This window comes from Collinsella acetigenes, assembly GCF_012844445.1.
In the GTDB taxonomy this organism is placed as follows: domain Bacteria; phylum Actinomycetota; class Coriobacteriia; order Coriobacteriales; family Coriobacteriaceae; genus Collinsella; species Collinsella acetigenes.
Genome location: NZ_JABBCP010000001.1, coordinates 351,524 through 368,517, shown reverse-complemented (window position 1 = coordinate 368,517; position 16,994 = coordinate 351,524). Strand labels below are relative to the sequence as shown.

The window sequence follows — 16,994 nt, the reverse complement described above, 5'->3', positions numbered from 1 at the left end:
GAAAAACTACCCCTGATAGTGCAGGTGCGCCTCGTCAATATTGTCAAGGTCGCGCTCGAGGTAGCGAGCGGCAAGCCACTTTGCCATAGGAAGATTTTGATCCAGGTAGTTGCCGCACTCCTCGGGGGCGGCACCGGGAATCGCGCCCTCGAAGTCGCGTACAAACACAAAGAGCTCGCGAACAAGCGGCAAGATCTCCTCGGAGCTCACCTGACCAAAAACAACCAGGTAAAAGCCCGTGCGACAACCCATGGGGCCAAAGTAGACAATGCGCTGCGACCACTCGGCGTGGTTACGCAAAAACGTGGCGCCCAGGTGCTCGATGGTGTGGCACTCGGCCGTGTTCATCACCGGTTCGCAGTTGGGCTTGGTCAGGCGCAGGTCAAACGTGGTGACAACGCACCCCGTTGCCTCATCGCGATCCTGGCGCGAAACGTACACGCCTGGATCGAGCAGCAGGTGATTGACGGTAAAGCTCGCAATGGTCTCCATGATTACCCCCTAAGCGCGCGTCTTAGTGCGCGCGGCGCTATTTGCATCGGCCTCCATCGTAGCTACCCGGCCCAAATACCGATGCCCACAAAGGAGCAACACCATAGGAACTGCCGCAACGATACAGGCCGCGCCCACGAGCGTCGGCTGCACCCCAAAGCGTGCGGCAAGCCATGGCGCCACCACAAGCGGAGCCACCCCGGCGAACATGTTGCCAAAGCTCATTACCGAGTTCACGCGCCCCAGCTGTTCGAGCGGAGCCGTCGTCTGCACAATGGTGTTGTGAAGCGGATGAATAACTCCCCATGCCACTCCCAGGGCAATCTGCCCCACCAAGGCCACAGCAACATAGGGTGTTCCTACATACACCAGGCTACCTAGCCCCATCGCCGCAAGCGCCACGAGCAGCGTCTTGAGATTCACGAGGCGTGCGGACATGCGCAGCACCAACAGCGCGCCCACCACGGCGCCCACGCCTGATGCAGAAGAAAGCCACCCCATCCATTCCACGCCAACGTGCAAAATATCACGGTAGAAAAACGACTCCAACGGATCAAACGCGCCGTAGCCAAAGTTCGTAAGGAACATGATGACGAAGAGGAGCAGCAGCAAGGTATTGGTAAAGACAGTCTTGATGCTCATCGCAAACGAGGCGTGGGCGCCCCCACCCTCCTCATCCGTCTTCTCATGCGCAGCAGTATCGGATTGAGCCGACGCCATTTGCGGTCTAAAGCCCCAGCCGGGAATAAGCGACAGCGCAGCAAATACCATCATGAGCGGAAAGACGGCAAGCGAAGAGCCCACAGCCGCTACAAAACCGCCCAGAATAGGCCCCACGATAATGCTCACGTTGGAAAGCGTAGTGAGCACCGAGTTGATTGCCTTGAGCTCGGCAGGATCGCTCGAAAGATAGGCAGGATACGATGTGGCCGCAACCTGCGAGTATCCGATCATGAAGCCCAAAAGCGCCGCACCCGCAAGGACAGCCATGGTCGCATGTCCAAAACACATAAGCACGGCGCCCACAGCAAGCACGCCAAAAACGTTCGTGAAGTAATGCCTACGCGGACCCCATGCATCGAGCGCCGAACCACCCGCAAAGGAGCCCAGAATCACAAAGATGTTCATCAACAGCACCGCCGCAGATGTAAAAGCGACAGACGCGCCGTCTGCATAGGTAAGCGTGCCGATGACGCCGATAAAATAGCTTGATTGAAAACCGGTGTAGATAAGAAAACGTATTGCCACCAGGCGTTTTTCCTGTGCCGAAAGCGCTGGACGAGAGTGTGAAGACATATATGCCCCTTGATTGCTCGCAAACAAAGGCGGCGGCGCAAGCCGTCGCGTATCAGTCTATCAGTTGTCTGTGGGCCACATTAAGGACGCATCACGCCTCGATCCTCGCTCATCAATACCGCACAATCAAATAGCGTCAGTATACCATCCTGCAAATATGGTGTCGGCGTGTGCGGATTCTGAATGGCGTGTGGAGTGCACATGGGCATGTTTAACGCACGCCCCGGGCGGTACATATATATCGAGCGCAACGATAATCGACCGCCGGTCGCCCATGCGCCCGGCAATGCTGAACAGGAGTTGATCGCATGCGCACAACAACAAAGCAAAAGGCAAAGCCTCACCCGGTATTTGAGCGGACGGGAGAAAATTCCATCCGCATCAGCGCGCTTCCCAACCGGGCCGATGCCCAGCGTATGAACCTCAAACGTTCCTATCACGCGTTCATGCGCGCGCTTCCCGCCACCTCTGCAGCAACAAACAATCCCGCGCCGTCGGAGATGTGGCCGCAGCGTCCCTACGCAGCTTCTGCGTAGGCCACCCTCGACGACTCGCTGGCAGCGCCAACCCTGCGAGAACGTCTCAACATATCGCCTTCCTTTCCCTTGGCCGCCCGGTGTATCCCCCTGCACCGGGCGGTTTGAGTTTAATGGCCGCAATCGCAGCAATGCAGACCGCCAATGCCGCCCTTGCGCACAATTACGCCTTTGTCCGCGCCTATAACGACACTTTCAACTAGACTGTCTCCTAAGAACCTATTGACTCGGCGTCCATATGCGAACCCGATAGAAAGGAACACGATGTACTGCACTGAATGCGGAGCATTTGTTCCCGATACCTGCAAGTTTTGCACCACCTGTGGCGCACCCCTATCGACGCAGGGCGCAGACGCACAAGCCCCGGACGGTGCCAGCGCATCTGCAGGCCAGACGAGCTCCGAGTCCCAGGCGGGCACCAGCGCCGCCGCGCCCTCGCAAGCGCCCAATGCGGGCGCAGGAAACCAAGCCCCTGTGCCCAATCCCTACACTCCAGCACCCCCTGCGTTCCAGGCACCAAAAAAGAGCAACAATAAACTGGCAATCGGTATTATCGCGGGTGTCGCAGCCCTTGTCATCATCGGCACGCTTATCTTTGGCTTGGGCGGATTCATTCTCGGTTCCGCGATGGTCGAGACAGCAAGCAGCGTAGATACCGTTCTCGACATCGACGATGTAGACGATGACGCCTTTGCAGACTATCTCTCGCGCAAGGTCGATACAGACGGAGATGGATGCATCTCGCAAAAGGAAGCGGACCGAGTAACCTCCATCGGCAATCTGTCTCAAGATTTCACCTACGGAAACGGCCTATGCGCCTCCGGCGTCGAAGACCTTGATGGCATCGAGGTATTCAGAAACCTCAAGGTTTTGCTTGTCTGCGACAACGAGCTCGAGTCTCTCGACCTTTCGCAGAACACCAAACTGCGCTTTGTGGACTGCTCGGGCAATTACCTTGAGGACCTTGAGCTTCCCGAGACAGAAAAACTTACTACCCTGTGGGCCTACGACAACCGCTTGGACGAGCTTGACGTCAGCGGTGTCCCCGAGCTTGACGACCTGCTTGTCGACCCCGGCGTCGAACTAGAGGGATGGAACGGCGACGCAAACGAGTGCTACGTCTACGACGATGACCATTTTGGCGACCACTACGGCATCTACGACTATGACGATGGCGACGGCTATCTCTATGGAGACGACGATTATCAGGAGACCTCAGGCCGCCCGGATGCGCCGATTCTGGCGTAGCTGCCATACAATCACCCAAAGGCGGGAAAAGCATGAACGATGTAGTCTTGGGATATGCGCTCATGCTTGTACGCGACAAGTTGCAACAAAGCGAACGCTAGAACAAGCAGTGTGCACTAGCGTCAGTTGCTCTTGGTACCGACGGCCGTTCTTCCCCGTGCCCGCAAATCCGTACAACAAAGCGCCCGCCGTGACTCGCTCGCGACGGGCGCAATCAATCGCCTACTCTAAGGGCCGACTGTTCTAAAGACGCTCGGCAAGCTCGCGAATAAGAGCCTCGGTCTTTTCCCAACCCAAGCAGGGGTCGGTGATGGATTTACCAAATACCGCTCCGTCAACCGCCTGGTTGCCATCCTCCAGATAAGACTCAATCATAAAGCCCTTGACCAGACCGGCCACGGCCTCATTGCGGCGGCAAGAGTCAAGCACCTCTTTGCAGATACGGATCTGCTCCAAGGGGCGCTTACTCGAGTTGTCGTGATTGCAATCCACCACGACAGCAGGATTCGCGTACTTCTCCGAGGTATAACGCTCGGCCAGGCGCTCCAGGTGCTCGTAGTGATAGTTGGGGTAGGTGCGCCCATCAAGACCGATATAGCCGCGCAGCACAGCGTGCGCCAGCGGGTTACCGTCGCACTCGACCTCCCAATTGCGGAAGATAAACGACTGGTGTGCCTGAGCGGCATAGATGGAATTGAGCATGACGGAGGTCGAGCCAGCCGTGGGGTTCTTCATACCCACGGGCACGGGAATGCCGCTCGCAACCAAACGATGTTCCTGGTTCTCGACCGAGCGAGCGCCCACCGCCACATAGGACAGCAGATCGACGAGGTACTGGTAGTTGCTGGGATAGAGCATCTCGTCGGCAGTGAACATGCCCGTTTCCTGGATTACACGGAGATGCATATGGCGGATGGCCTTTACGCCTGCGAGCAGATCGTCTGGAGACTCGGGGTCGGGATTGTGCAGCAGGCCCTTGTAGCCCGTGCCCTTCGTGCGTGGCTTATTGGTGTACACGCGCGGAATGATGATGAGCTTGTCCTTGACCTCCTCGGCAAGATTGCCCAGGCGCGTGGCATATTCGAGCACCGAGTCCTCACGGTCGGCCGAGCACGGGCCAATGATGAGCACCTTTCGAGAATCCTTGCCCGCAAAAATGCGCGCAACCTCGGCGTCGAAGTCCTTCTTCTTTTCCATCAGCTCGGGGCCGAGGGGCATCTCTTCGCGAATCTCCATCGGAATGGGAAGCCTGCGCTTGAAATTCATAGCCATGGCATGCACCTGTTGCTTTCGTATTGTGGCGCCCTGGTACTGACACCAGAGAAATCGAATGTGTTGGATTATCCACTTTTGCCCACTAAAGTGCAACGTCTTTTACCGGCAAAAATGACATCTCGGCCACATATGCGAAACATACCGTCGCGCCGCAGGGAGCACAGTGCGTTTGCCGAGGTATCGGCCACCGATGCCGAATCGGTGGCACGCCTTTGCGCAACTCATGCATATCATTTAGATAACCCCCTCTATCAAGGAGTTTTCAATGGACTTGAACAACGTTGTGATTCGACCGGCAGAGCTTGCGGACACCGATGCGATCGCAGACATCTATTCTGCGCTATGGTGCAGCTGGCTCAGACGCGGAGGGTTCACAGAGGACGAGCGTCTTGTCGCGCGCTTCAATACCGTGATGCAGGCACAGTGCTCGCCCATCGCCCTTGTTGCCGAGGTGGATGGCAAGGTCATCGCTGCATGCTACGTTGGCGTCTACGACAATGGCGCGCCGCGCACAAACCCCTATTGGCAGCAAACTTACGATGATCTGTTCAATCAAGCAACCGTTCGTGCACAGACCGCCGACGACAATCTTGAAGGCTCCCTGTTTGGCGACTCTCGCGAGAAAGCCACCGGCAATCGCTTTGGTGCATCCGACAGCCCCTATGCCGATGGCCAACTTAACCTCATTATCATTTTGCCCGAGTACCAGGGCTGCGGCCTTGGGCGTCGCCTAATCGAAGTCGCGCGCGAGCACATGCGCGAGCTTGGATGCAAGCGATTCTTCCTCATGACCGACAACCGTTCCGACTGGGAATTCTACGAGCACCTAGGCATGGAGCGCGTCGCCGAAGACCATAGCCAAGATACCGGCGATGGCTTTATCGTCTACATCTACGGTGATCTCGCCTAGAGCGAACCCAACCGCACAAGGCGCCTGCGCAAACGATAACGGGCCCGCTTCGGCATATAGCACCGAAACGGGCCCGTTGCTGTAGGGGAACGCTGCTACTTCACACGAGCGCGCGGCTGCTGCTGCGTGATGCAGTGGATGTTACCGCCGCCATAGATAACCTCGCGCGTCATGATGCCGATAACCTCGCGATCCGGATATGCCGCCTGGATATCCTTGAGGGCTTGGGCATCGTTGGGGTCGCCAAACTGCGGCACGAGCACGGCTCCGTTGATAGGCAGGAAGTTAAGGTAGCTCGGCTCAAAGGCATCCTCGGGGGTACGGGGCAGCACGCCTTCAACCGGATCGATGGTCGAAGCCTCTTCTTCAGTCATGTATACCGAGGTAGCCGGCATAATCACCTTGTGAATCTTGAGTTTACGACCGCGCGCGTCCGTTGCCTCAGAAAGCGTCTTATAGGCTTCCTGGCACTCCTTGTAGAACTTGTGGTTGGGGTCGTCGGTCCACATGCAACAGACCTCGCCCGGAGCAGAGAAACACGCGACGTCGTCCACATGGCCGTTGGTCTCAAACGGATCGATGCCATCGCGAATCCAAATGACCTTCTCGATACCCAAGTACTCGGCAAGCTTTTCCTCAATCTGCTCACGCGTGTACTGCGGGTTGCGATCCTCGTTGAGCAAACACATCTCGGTGGTCACCACGGTGCCTTGACCATCGCAGTTGAACGACCCGCCCTCGAGAATGTAATCATCCGGACGATAGCGGTTAACCTGCTCGAGCTGAGCCACCTGCAGACCGATGGATGCGTCCTTGTCCCACGGGAAGTACAGGCCATCAACAAAGCCACCGTATGCATTGAAGTGGAAGTGCGAAAGCGCCACATCGCCGTTATCATTGACCAGGAAGGCCGGACCCGGATCGCGAATCCAGGAGTCGTTGTACTCCATGTGGATCACACGGACGTTTTCCACACCATCGAAAATCTCGCATACCGCAGGAAAGTCCTCGCTGTTCACGCCTACCGTGATGGGCTGGAAGCGAGCGATGGTCTTGATGATTTCGGTAAAGACCTTCTGAGCGGGCTTGGCGCCGCAGCGCCACACGTCCGAACGGTGCGGCCACAAGATCCAAGTGCGTTCTTGCTCCTCATACTCACCGGGCATATAGAAGCCGTCTTTTTTGGGCGTCGATTCGCTCTCGTAGATGGTCTTCATGGGGACGTCTCCTTTCGAAAAGCCTTTTGTGGACAGCACATAGCATGCCCCTGCGAAAAAGACCCCTCAATGGTCCTTGTCTCCCCTTTCGCCGAACGAATGGGCACCTTTTGTTACCCTAAAGTTCTAGTGTTCAACAGCGTGCGATAATAGCCACAGACAGCCGAAATACAGGAGACGCACGGTGGCGCACAACGAACTTGACCCGAAGCAACCTCTGGACAGCAAGGCATGGGAGGCAATCAACGAGTTCTCCCTATGGCTTCACGCGCAGCACGAGCTCGCAGATATTCAACGGGGAAGCCTTGAGCACATTAAAGATATCATCCCCCATCGCATCTCGATGTTCGATCTTGTAACGATGGGGAAAGATGGTCAAACGGATTATATCGACCCCATAAGCACGACTATGGACCAAGCAGAGCTTGATGCCTACTACCAACGCTATGCCGCCATGGATTACACCACGTGGAGCTTTGACCTTCATGCCGTCAACGTATACCGAGACCTCGATCTCGTTGACGTCGACCGTCGCGATCAAACCCCCATCTTCCGCGAGTGGATGCAGCCGCAAGGCGTGTACTTTGGCTGCAGCGCCACGCTGGCAGCACACGGCACGCCCTTAGGTACCGTCACGCTCTTTCGCGAGCGCGAGGCAGGGGATTTCACCGGTTTTGAGATGCACATTCTCAAAGAGCTTGCACGGCACCTGAGCTTGCGCTTGGGCGAGCTTTATCCGCGCGGCTTTGTTGTTCAAGCGAGAAATATCAGCCCCATCGCCGCCCTTGCCGAGCAAGTGGGCATCAACCCGCGCGAAATGGAGATTCTCCAACTAATGGCAGACGGATACACCAACAAACAGATGGCGGAGTCGCTATTCATCTCTGAATCCACCGTCAAAAAGCATGTCAATGCCGTCTATCGCAAGCTGGGAGTCTCAAACAGGATGGGTCTTGTGGCACGCCTGCGCGACACGTAGATGGGCCATAAAAAGCGGGCGCCCGACCGCTTGGTCGGGCGCCCGCTTGAATCCGACTGCTATCTACCGATTAACCCTCGTAAACAACGCGGCCATCAGAGATGGTAAAGAGCACCTTGGTGTCGGAGATCTTCTTGGGATCGCAATGAAGGATGTCTTGGTCGAGCACCGTGAGGTCGGCGAGCTTGCCCACCTCGAGCGTACCGATTTTATCCTCCATGTAGTTCTCGAAGGCAACGTTTTTGGTATATGCCTCAAGCGCCTGATATGCCGTGATGGCCTGCTCGGGCCAACGGTACATATCGGTGTCCTCCTCCTCGGGATACGGGCTGTTGCGCGTAACGGCCACCTCGATCTCCTCGAGCGGCGCATAGCCGGTGACCGGGCCATCGCTCGCACCGGAGATAAAGCAGCCGGCCTCGAGCATGTTCTTGACGGGGTAGAACTTCATGGCGCGATCCTCGCCCACAAAGGCGATCTCGAGGTCGCACAAAGAATCGTGATACATCCACAGGAACTGCAGCGCGCACACGATGTCGAGATCAGCGACGCGCTGAATGTCCTCGTCGGTGATTGCGCACACATGCGTCATGGTGTTGCGACGATCATCGCGCTCACCGTTCTCCTTGGCGCAGCGCTCGTAGGCATCGAGCGTATTGTGGACGGCGCCGTCGCCGATCGCGTGAACATGAATCTGAACACCCTCTTTGTCGAGGGCGGCCACCATGTCGCTGAACTCCTGCTGATCCCAGACGGACTCGCCGTACCAGTTATCGCCTTTACCGGCGGCGGAGGTATATGGCTCGAGCATCACGGCGCTGCCGCCCTCGGTAACGCCATCAGAGAAGATCTTGACCGTACCGGTAGAGATCATGTTGCTATCGAACTTCTTGAGATCCTTCACGGTTTTAAGGGCCTCTTTAGCCGTCATGCCGGGCGTAATGGTAGGAAGTACTCGCATGCGCAGGTTAAGCTTGCCATCTTTCTCAAGGTCAGTATAGAACTGGCAATCCTGTGCCGTAGACGCTCCCACGGCGCTCAGGTTGGTAATGCCGGTGATACCGTATTTCGCAGCCGCCTGCTGGTACTTGTCGATAGCGTTCTCAAGCTCCTTGTCCGTATGCTCGACGGAGACAACCTCCCTCACCATAGTGGCAGCAGAATCGATCAAGTAGCCAGTCGCCTCGCCGTTTGCATCGCGGGTGATGATGCCGCCCGTGGGATTGGGGGTATCGTTATCGATGCCCGCAAGCTCGAGCGCACGGCTGTTGACCCACACCGAATGATAGGAAACATCGCATAGCATGATGGGCTTATCGGAGCAGATCTCATCGAGGATGGACTTGTTGGGGCCGGGATTGGTGCCATCCTCTTGATCGAAGGCGTTGATCATGAACGAGCCGCCAACGTAAGCCTTATCATCGGGGTGCTTGGCTATAAAGTCACTGATCGCCTTCTTATACTCATCGATCGTGGTGCCCTCGGTAAGATCGATCTCGTACAGCGCGGTCACCCAGTTGCCCGGAGCGTGGATATGGCCGTCCATAAAGCCGGGGGTCACCATACCGCCATCAAGATCGATGACGCGCGTGTTGTCATCGATGTACTCGTCAACACCGGAGTCTTCGCCTACATATACGATCTTGTTGCCCGAAACAGCCAGAGCGGCCGCGGTGTCGCCCTCTTTGACCATCGTCTGAATCGTGCCGTTACGAAAGACGATGGATGCCTTATCGGAAATCGCGCTGCCGGTGCTTCCGGCATTTAAAGAATTGTTGGCGCAACCGGCGGCACCCACCGCAACAGCCGCAGCGCCCAACGTGCTCAGGCCAAGAAAGCTTCTACGAGAAACGGGAGGGATAGAGGTCTTCATATTACCCACCTTTCTGTTGACATCGCCGCGCTTTCGCGACGCTTGCTATCACCTGAATAACGCCCCCGGGAATAAACTTGTCTGCACAAACGGGGTTATTGCCGTAAGCGGAGGCTTATATCCCCTATAACCCTGCCTTTAACCTGCCCAAAAGCTCTGAAGAAGCTCGGACCGCGATGAGACACCGCATTTACGGAATATCGTGTGAACATGCGATTTGACCGTGCCGACAGAGATAAATAAATCATTCGCTATGGCGCGGTTATCCTGGCCATCGAGCAGAAGGTCGAGCACTTCGCGTTCACGCGCGGAGATACCGCGCTGGTCACAGAATGCCGAGAAACGGAGCTCCGCAATCTGCTTGGCAGAGGTGCCAGACGTTGTGGGCGGAGCAGAAAAGCGCAACGATAAGATCCGCGACGCCGTGCGAACGGTATATATCGCGGCTACCACGCTCATGATGTTCTCTGGGATGTTTCTGCCGCAGACAAAATACAGGTAATCGATGCCTTCGGTCCACCCGATATTCAGCCCGAGAGCGCGTACATCCTCGATTAGAACAAACGCCGTCAACACGGCCATCACAATGAGAAACCTACCGTAGCGTGCGTAGAAGCTCTTTCGCGCCATCGGCTTGCTTTTGCGGTAACAGACGAAAATCATGCCAAACGCCACGACATGAACAAGGAGCGCAACGCATAAAAGGTGAGTTGTTTGATTGAATCGGGCTGCAATACAAGCGACATAGCCTCGAAAGCAGAAAAGGCGATGCAGGGCACGAGCACGTGAAGCCGGCTCGTCTTGTTTACGATCGCCAATGCAAATGCCCACATGCTCGTCATGATTCCAATCGATAGGACGAGTTTTGTTATGGGATGAGTCATGGGAAATTGGTTGCTGAGGATATCCGCCATCATCTTACGGCCCTGATACTCATCGAGGAATACGATGGCGCTTTCGAGCATGTCAAAGAAAAAGAAGGCCGAGACCGTCAAGTAGCTTGTTCGATGTGAGACGAGGTACGTGCATACCGATACGCACACCGCCACCATGCAAACCAAGACGAACGTGATTCCGTAGAAGAAGTAGAACGCGCTCACTACCGGACCTTTCGCTCATTGATATGTGCTGTGGATGACCTTTACGCCAAAGACATGCCGATCGCTGTCTTCAGCGCAAAATCCAGCCAAAGAAAGGAGGGGTGGGAGACGCATATCCCCCACCCCAGCGCATGGGCGAAACTAGCCCGTGATGCGGGTGCCGGAGAGGCCGGCCATGGTCTCGGCGGCCTTGTCCAGGGCGCCGATGATGCAGGTGCGGCCCTTGCGGGAGCGGGCGAACTTGATGGCCGCGCGGACCTTGGGCTCCATGGAGCCCTTGCCAAACTGGCCCTCGTCGGCCAGGCGCTCGGCCTCGTCGGCAGTGAGCTCCTCGAGCTCCTGCTGGTCGGGCTTGCCAAAGTTGATGGCCACGTGCTCGACGGCCGTGAGCAGGAACAGAACGTCGGCGGAGCAGTCCTCGGCGAGCAGCTCTCCGCCCAGGTCCTTGTCGATGACGGCGGGCACGCCCTTGTAGCAGCCCTTGTTCTCGTAGTCGCGCACGACGGGGATTCCGCCGCCGCCGCAGGCGATGACGATGAACTCGTTATCGAGCAGGTTGAGGATGGAGTCGGCCTCGACGATCTTCTTGGGCTCGGGGGACGCCACGACGCGCCTCCATCCGCGGCCGGAGTCCTCGACGAAGGTCATCTCGGGGTCCTCGGCCATGATTTGCTTGGCCTGCTCCTCGGTGTAGAAGGGGCCGATGGGCTTGGTGGGGTTCTTGAACGCGGGGTCGTCGGGGTCGCACTCGATCTGGGTGACGACGGTGGCGGCGTGCCAGCGCTTGTAGCGGCGATGCATCTCGCGGCCGATGCCCTGCTGCAGGTGGTAGCCGATGTAGCCCTGGGACATGGCGCCGCACTCGGGCAGGTCCATGGAGGGGGTGCCGATGACGTCGTGGGCGGCGGCGAAGGCGTTCTGGATCATGCCGACCTGCGGGCCGTTGCCGTGGGTGATGATGATCTCGTTGCCCTGCTCGATGAGGCCGAGAAGCGCGTGGGCGGTGTTGCCCACGGCCTCGATCTGCTCGGCCGGGGTGTTGCCGAGGGCGTTGCCGCCGAGGGCGACGACGATGCGGTCGGGCTTGCCGAGAGGCTTAGACATAGCTCGTTCCTTTCGAACCAAAGAAGGGTGAAAAACAGACGGGCGCCCCGGCGCAGAGTCGAAGGGGCGCCCGAATAAGGCGTTTTATTACGCGGCTAAATATGACAAATCAAGTCTGAGGACTTTTGTCACATTAAGCGGAAGGCTCCTGCTGCGTGATGCAGTGGATGTTGCCGCCGCCGAAGACGACCTGCTCGGACTGAACGCCCACGCACTTGTAGACGCCCTCGCCCCAGACCTCGTCATAGATCTTCTGGAGGATATCGACGGCCAGCTGGTCGTTCTCGTCGCCATACTGCGGAACGATAACGCCGTGGTTGGTCACGAGGTAGTTCATGTAGGAAGCGATCAGCGGCTCGTCGGGGACGCGAGGCTCAGCGTTCTCGTCGGCGTCGATGGTGTCGCAGGAAGCCTGGTCCATGAACAGCGGGTTCACGGGCATGCAGAGCTTGTAGACCTTCATCTTGCGGCCCTTAGCGTCAACCGCGTTGGAGAGGGTCTCGTAAGCAGCGTGGCACTGATCATAGAACGGGTACTCGGGATCGTCGGTCCAGATGCAGGCCATGACGCCCGGGGCGATGAAAGTGGCAACGTCGTCGATGTGACCGTTGGTCTCCTCGGGATCGATGCCCTCCTTGACCCAGATGACCTTCTCGACACCGAGGTAATCCTTGAGGTGCTCGTTCATGTACTCGCGAAGCTCCTCGCTCCAGGGCTCGAACTTCTTCTTGAACTTAGGCCAGATGGACTCGGGATCCTCTTCCTCCTCGAGCACTGCAGAGCAGGTGCGACCGGGGGACAGGAGGCACTGATCGGTAACGACAAGGGTGCCCTCGCCGTCGACGGTGATGGAGCCACCCTCGAGAATCATGTCGTCGGGACGATAACGGCGGCAGCCGGAGAGCTCAGCCATCTTGAGGGCGATCTGCTCGTCCTTGTCCCACGGGAAGTACAGGCCGTCGACAAGGCCGCCGTAAGCGTTGAAGTGCCAGTGGTTAGCGCGCTTCTCGCCCTTGCCGTTGATGACGTAGGTGGCAGCGGTGTCGCGGAACCAAGCGTCGTCGGTGGTCATCTCGATGACGGTGACGTTCTCGTCGTTCTCGAAGACAGCCTTGCAGTTGGCGTAGTCAACCTGGTTGGCGCACATGAAGACCGGAGTGAACTCGGCGATAGCGCGAGCGATGGCGGCGTACTGCTTCTGAGCAGGCTTGGCGCCATGAGCCCAGGTGTCGGTGCGGTGGGGCCAGCCCATCCACACGCGATCCTGCGGAGCAAACTCTGCAGGCATAAAGAAGCCATCGGCCTTAGGAGTGGATTCGGATTCAGTGATCGTACGCATGTGATTTCCTCCAAACCGTAGCGATCGCACCGCAGGCGCGAGTGCCCGCGGCAAAACACCAAAGTGCGGCGGGTTTGTTTTTGGTCGCACCCGCCGGACGACCGGTTAGTTTGAGGACCCGATGACGCCGAGAGAGGAGATGAGCACAGGGAGAGCTCAAGAGCAACGTCACTTGATTACCTCAACGAGTCGATATCCGCACTCGTGGGCGGTGAGTTCGGGCCGCGCAAGGAGACAGGGGTGCGCAGCCCATCTCATCGAAAATAAGGTGGTAGGCACCGAGAAGGGGCAAATGCCTTACTCCTCGTCGCCAGCCTCGGCTTCCTCAGCCAGGCGTTGGGCTGCGAGCTCAGGGGTCAGACCCTTGTACTCTTCCTTGCGGCCCTTAGCGGAGACAATACGGACAACCTCGCCGATAAGCACAAGCACGATGAAGATGACGATCATCGGGATCTTGTCGCCAAACTCGTCGGCGGAGAACGGAACCAGAGTTGCAACGATGGCCAGGATGAGCTCGATGCAGGGGATGGCCAGCATGACCTTCATCATCGCGCCCTTGAACGGGAACTTGAAGATGCGCTCACGGTTGGGGTCGTTCTTGCGAAGGTTGAGGAACGCCGGGAACATCGGGATGTAGGTGAGCAGCAGGAAGACAACGGAGGTACCAAAGAGCATCCAGAAGACACCGTTGGAAATGGCGTCGATGGGCACCAGCTGCAGGCAGAGAACCAAAGAGGCAACGACAGCGTTGACCAGGTTGGCGCCATTGGGCATGTCGTCCTTGGAGATCATGGAAGCGAAGACCTTGGGCATGTTGCCGTGCTCAGCAGCATAGCGAGCAACGGAGTTGACGCCGAAGGACCAAGCGGCCATGTTGGCGAACAGGGTGATCAGGAAGGCGATGCAGATGACCTTGAAGAGCATGGAGTTGCCCACCATGGTCTGGACTGCAACGATCATGCCGTAGTCGGGGTCGATGGAATCGGCGGGCACAGCTGCGCCGATGCCGAAGCCAGCGAACAGGTAGATGACAGCGATGGACAGACCGCCGACGATGATTGCCTTGGGGATGTCCTTGGCAGGATCGGCCATATCATCGGTCATGGTGCAGATAACCTCAAAGCCCATGAAGTTGAAGATGATGATGGACAGATAGCCCAAAGCATTGGTGTTGGTGAGCTCGGGGAGGAAGGTGGTTGCGGACATATCGTTCGCAAAACCGTTCTCCATAGCAAACCAGATGCCCAGAGCGCCAACGATAATTGCCACGGCGACCTTGATCAGGGCGCCACCGTTGAGGACCCACTCGGAGTCGGCAGCCTTGGAGCGGCCCATGAGGTAGACGATCCACACGAAGGCAAGCTCGATGCCCATCTTGGCGACGATGTTGAACTCAACACCAAAAACCATGCCCAGGATGTCGGGGAACATGGTTGCCAAAGAAGCAATCCACAGGGGGTAGTTGACCCAGTAGTAGTAAGAGATACGAGCGCCCCATTTATCGCCCAGGCCATCGCGGACCCAGTCGTAAATGCCGCCGTCACCGTCATAGGTGGTTCCCAACTCGGCAACAACCATGCCGTAGGGAAGCAGGAACGTGAGGATCAGGAAGATCCACCAGAAGAACTGCTGGTTGCCAATGGCGGCAGCAGGAGCGGCGGCCTCGCACACGAAGACGACGCAGATGATGGTCGAAATGACCGTCAGGAAGGAAAGCTTTTTCTTTCCGTCACTCATAATTAGTCCTTTGCTCAGTCGTTTTCAGACAGCGCACCAGTGCTCATGCGCAGTGGCGCAGATGATGAGCGGCAAGAGACGAGCATCTGCCGCCCATCAGAAAGAAAGGCGATAGCTTAGAGCTGCTCGAGAGCGTCGAGAGCGGCGTGGAGCTCCGCCTTGGCAGAGTACTCGACGTTCTCGTCGTTGATCGGGGTGCGGTTGCCGAGGGCAGCCAGGATGGCGCGAATGGAGTGCTTGCGGTTCTCGGCCTCGACCCAGCACAGGGAGCGCTCGGGATCGTCCATGACCTCGTCGACGACTTCCTCGTTGCGGGTAGCGGGCAGGCAGTGCATGAACTTGGAGTTCGGGCCAGCGAAGTTCATCATGTCCATGGTGACCTGATACTTGGGGTAGAAGACGTCCATGTAGTTCTCGCCCTCGACCTCTTCGTCGTACAGGCCATACCACACGTCGGTGTAGATGAAGTCGGCACCCTTGATGCAGTCGATCTCGTCAGAGATGACGATGGAGCCGCCGGAGACCTTGCAGTTCTCCTCGCCGATGGCCATGAGCTTCTTGCCGAACTCAGCACGCTCCTCGGGGGTACCAACATGCAGAGCGCCGTCGCAGATCTGGTGACCCTTGGGGCCAAACTGCACGAAGTTCATGCCGATCTTGGAGCAGATGAACATGAGGGAGAGGCAGACCTGGGTAGCGTCGCCGATGAAGGCGAGGGTGCAGTCCTCAATCTTCTTGCCCTCGGGGAGGTTCTCAAGCATGGTCATGAGGTCGCCCATCTCCTGAGTGGGGTGGTTGAACTCAGACATGCCGTTGATGACGGGCACAGCGGAGCCAGCGGCGAGGCCGACGACGTCCTTGTGACGGTCAACGCGAGCCATCATGATGTCGAGGAGGTCTCCCATGACGCGAGCAGTGTCGCCCAGGGACTCGTGGCCACCGAGCTGGATGGTGCCAGGACCATAGAACTGAGCGTGGCCACCGAGGTCGCACATGGCGGTCTCAAAGGAAAGACGGGTACGAGTGGAGACCTGCTGGAAGATCATGCCAAGGCTCTTGTTACGGAGCAGGTGAGGATAGAAGCCGTCAACCTTGATGGCCTTCTTCATTGCCAGGCCAAGATCCTCAATAGCGAGAATCTGCTCTTTGGTGAAGTCATTAGTGTCGAGAAAATCCTTGGGCAGCGCCATTGCGATTCCTTTCCGTCGGCAGCACCGACTTTCCTTGTGGACACGATCTATTTCGCATCCGCTTTGTCGCTAACTCCATGATTCCCACATTGGCGGAAAAGCGTTAGTTTATTCGAGATTAAAGGCCGCCTAAAGAAATAGACCTTCCCTAAACCTGCACAAACCAGCAGGTAGATGCAGTACACCTTTTTTCATTACATCTTGAACGACCGTTCACCGTCCGTGTGCGGTTTATCTCAAATTCGCTTACTTTACCCAGTTAAAGCATTTTTTCAAACCCCTTTTTCCGTCTCCAGGCCGTCTGCTTCCGGACTAAACCTTCCTCATCCCTGTCGTTCTAATTGTTTAAATTTTGTGCTCTCGCGTTGCATTTATTGTGCGCATCGCGACTCTCCTTTAACGGGAACAAGCGCCCCCGGTACACTCCTGTTTGGTAGATTTGACAACATGCCCAGGTACATGGGCTATAGACGAACGACTTGGAGTGGCAGTGGCAGCAATCAGTTCCTTTGTTCTTGCGATTCAGACCTTTTTTGCGGATCTTTGCTCCACGTGCGCTTTTGATAGCACGGCCCCTCGCAGGCATCTGGCAGATCGCACCTACCTTGGTCACGTCGCTTCTGCTTCACTGTAATTATCTTCTGATACGTCGAAATACGCCCTTGTAAGCAAACGCAAGCGCGGCCCGAAAGCCTTCG

The 16,994-nt window shown here is 57.2% G+C and carries 15 protein-coding genes; 4 read left to right on the top strand and 11 right to left on the bottom strand.

What is annotated here, in order from left to right:
• Window positions 1-6: 6 nt before the first annotated feature.
• Window positions 7-492: an S-ribosylhomocysteine lyase gene (locus HF320_RS01585; protein ID WP_022386904.1), complete on the bottom strand. Its 486-nt coding sequence runs from the start codon at window positions 490-492 to the stop codon at window positions 7-9.
• Window positions 493-501: 9 nt separating this feature from the next.
• A complete protein-coding gene (locus HF320_RS01580) occupies window positions 502-1,788 on the bottom strand; it encodes an MFS transporter (RefSeq protein ID WP_169276768.1) in 1,287 nt (428 codons plus the stop codon).
• Window positions 1,789-2,096: 308 nt separating this feature from the next.
• Here HF320_RS01580 and HF320_RS01575 point away from each other — a divergent pair, with 308 nt between their 5' ends.
• Both HF320_RS01575 and HF320_RS01570 read left to right on the top strand, forming a co-directional pair.
• Window positions 2,097-2,324 (top strand): hypothetical protein, encoded by a 228-nt coding sequence (locus tag HF320_RS01575; RefSeq protein ID WP_022386902.1) that lies wholly within the window; start codon window positions 2,097-2,099, stop codon window positions 2,322-2,324.
• 264 nt (window positions 2,325-2,588) lie between these two features.
• Window positions 2,589-3,572 carry a zinc ribbon domain-containing protein gene (locus HF320_RS01570; protein ID WP_169276767.1) on the top strand — a complete coding sequence of 328 codons (984 nt, stop codon included), beginning with the start codon at window positions 2,589-2,591 and terminating at the stop codon, window positions 3,570-3,572.
• Window positions 3,573-3,815: 243 nt separating this feature from the next.
• Here HF320_RS01570 and HF320_RS01565 read toward each other — a convergent pair whose 3' ends face one another.
• A complete protein-coding gene (locus HF320_RS01565; RefSeq protein WP_432417933.1) occupies window positions 3,816-4,868 on the bottom strand; it encodes a 3-deoxy-7-phosphoheptulonate synthase in 1,053 nt (350 codons plus the stop codon).
• 244 nt (window positions 4,869-5,112) lie between these two features.
• On the opposite strand from HF320_RS01565, the gene HF320_RS01560 reads away from it, so the two are divergent.
• Window positions 5,113-5,757, top strand: a complete 645-nt coding sequence (locus HF320_RS01560; RefSeq protein WP_169276765.1) for a GNAT family N-acetyltransferase — start codon at window positions 5,113-5,115, stop codon at window positions 5,755-5,757.
• 95 nt (window positions 5,758-5,852) lie between these two features.
• On the opposite strand, the gene aguA is transcribed toward HF320_RS01560, so the two are convergent.
• On the bottom strand, window positions 5,853-6,974 hold the full coding sequence (gene aguA / locus HF320_RS01555; protein WP_169276764.1) for an agmatine deiminase: 1,122 nt from the start codon (window positions 6,972-6,974) through the stop codon (window positions 5,853-5,855).
• A 184-nt stretch (window positions 6,975-7,158) separates the two neighbouring features.
• Between aguA and HF320_RS09165 the strand changes: the two genes are divergently transcribed.
• Complete coding sequence (locus HF320_RS09165; RefSeq protein ID WP_169276763.1) at window positions 7,159-7,953, top strand: LuxR C-terminal-related transcriptional regulator; 795 nt, start codon at window positions 7,159-7,161, stop codon at window positions 7,951-7,953.
• Window positions 7,954-8,023: 70 nt separating this feature from the next.
• On the opposite strand, the gene HF320_RS01545 is transcribed toward HF320_RS09165, so the two are convergent.
• The 7 genes from HF320_RS01545 to ptcA all read right to left on the bottom strand — a co-directional run bounded on the left by HF320_RS01545 (window position 8,024) and on the right by ptcA (window position 16,296).
• Window positions 8,024-9,826, bottom strand: a complete 1,803-nt coding sequence (locus tag HF320_RS01545) for an amidohydrolase (RefSeq protein WP_169276762.1) — start codon at window positions 9,824-9,826, stop codon at window positions 8,024-8,026.
• Window positions 9,827-9,964: 138 nt separating this feature from the next.
• Complete coding sequence (locus HF320_RS01540) at window positions 9,965-10,489, bottom strand: helix-turn-helix domain-containing protein (protein WP_169276761.1); 525 nt, start codon at window positions 10,487-10,489, stop codon at window positions 9,965-9,967.
• Window positions 10,486-10,926 carry a hypothetical protein gene (locus tag HF320_RS01535; RefSeq protein ID WP_169276760.1) on the bottom strand — a complete coding sequence of 147 codons (441 nt, stop codon included), beginning with the start codon at window positions 10,924-10,926 and terminating at the stop codon, window positions 10,486-10,488. Before HF320_RS01535 ends, HF320_RS01540 begins: the two co-directional genes overlap by 4 nt.
• Window positions 10,927-11,067: 141 nt before the next feature.
• Entirely contained in the window at window positions 11,068-12,030 is a 963-nt protein-coding gene (gene arcC / locus HF320_RS01530) for a carbamate kinase (protein ID WP_169276759.1), read from the bottom strand.
• Between the two features lie 133 nt (window positions 12,031-12,163).
• Window positions 12,164-13,369: an agmatine deiminase family protein gene (locus HF320_RS01525; RefSeq protein WP_169276758.1), complete on the bottom strand. Its 1,206-nt coding sequence runs from the start codon at window positions 13,367-13,369 to the stop codon at window positions 12,164-12,166.
• A 297-nt stretch (window positions 13,370-13,666) separates the two neighbouring features.
• The gene (locus HF320_RS01520) at window positions 13,667-15,106 is read right to left on the bottom strand and encodes an APC family permease (protein ID WP_169276757.1); all 1,440 of its coding nucleotides are present in this window, start codon (window positions 15,104-15,106) and stop codon (window positions 13,667-13,669) included.
• A 116-nt stretch (window positions 15,107-15,222) separates the two neighbouring features.
• Window positions 15,223-16,296, bottom strand: coding sequence for a putrescine carbamoyltransferase (ptcA, locus tag HF320_RS01515; RefSeq protein ID WP_169276756.1), 1,074 nt, complete (start codon window positions 16,294-16,296; stop codon window positions 15,223-15,225).
• Window positions 16,297-16,994: the final 698 nt, after the last annotated feature.

Excerpts from the sequence above, each read along its gene's own strand:
- HF320_RS01520 (WP_169276757.1), bottom strand. The coding sequence starts at position 15,106 with ATGAGTGACGGAAAGAAAAAGCTTTCCTTCCTGACGGTCATTTCGACC.
- arcC (WP_169276759.1), bottom strand. The coding sequence starts at position 12,030 with ATGTCTAAGCCTCTCGGCAAGCCCGACCGCATCGTCGTCGCCCTCGGC.
- aguA (WP_169276764.1), bottom strand. The coding sequence starts at position 6,974 with ATGAAGACCATCTACGAGAGCGAATCGACGCCCAAAAAAGACGGCTTC.
- HF320_RS01525 (WP_169276758.1), bottom strand. The coding sequence starts at position 13,369 with ATGCGTACGATCACTGAATCCGAATCCACTCCTAAGGCCGATGGCTTC.
- HF320_RS01570 (WP_169276767.1), top strand. The coding sequence starts at position 2,589 with ATGTACTGCACTGAATGCGGAGCATTTGTTCCCGATACCTGCAAGTTT.
- HF320_RS01560 (WP_169276765.1), top strand. The coding sequence starts at position 5,113 with ATGGACTTGAACAACGTTGTGATTCGACCGGCAGAGCTTGCGGACACC.
- HF320_RS01545 (WP_169276762.1), bottom strand. The coding sequence starts at position 9,826 with ATGAAGACCTCTATCCCTCCCGTTTCTCGTAGAAGCTTTCTTGGCCTG.
- HF320_RS01575 (WP_022386902.1), top strand. The coding sequence starts at position 2,097 with ATGCGCACAACAACAAAGCAAAAGGCAAAGCCTCACCCGGTATTTGAG.
- HF320_RS01585 (WP_022386904.1), bottom strand. The coding sequence starts at position 492 with ATGGAGACCATTGCGAGCTTTACCGTCAATCACCTGCTGCTCGATCCA.
- HF320_RS01540 (WP_169276761.1), bottom strand. The coding sequence starts at position 10,489 with ATGATTTTCGTCTGTTACCGCAAAAGCAAGCCGATGGCGCGAAAGAGC.
- HF320_RS01580 (WP_169276768.1), bottom strand. The coding sequence starts at position 1,788 with ATGTCTTCACACTCTCGTCCAGCGCTTTCGGCACAGGAAAAACGCCTG.
- ptcA (WP_169276756.1), bottom strand. The coding sequence starts at position 16,296 with ATGGCGCTGCCCAAGGATTTTCTCGACACTAATGACTTCACCAAAGAG.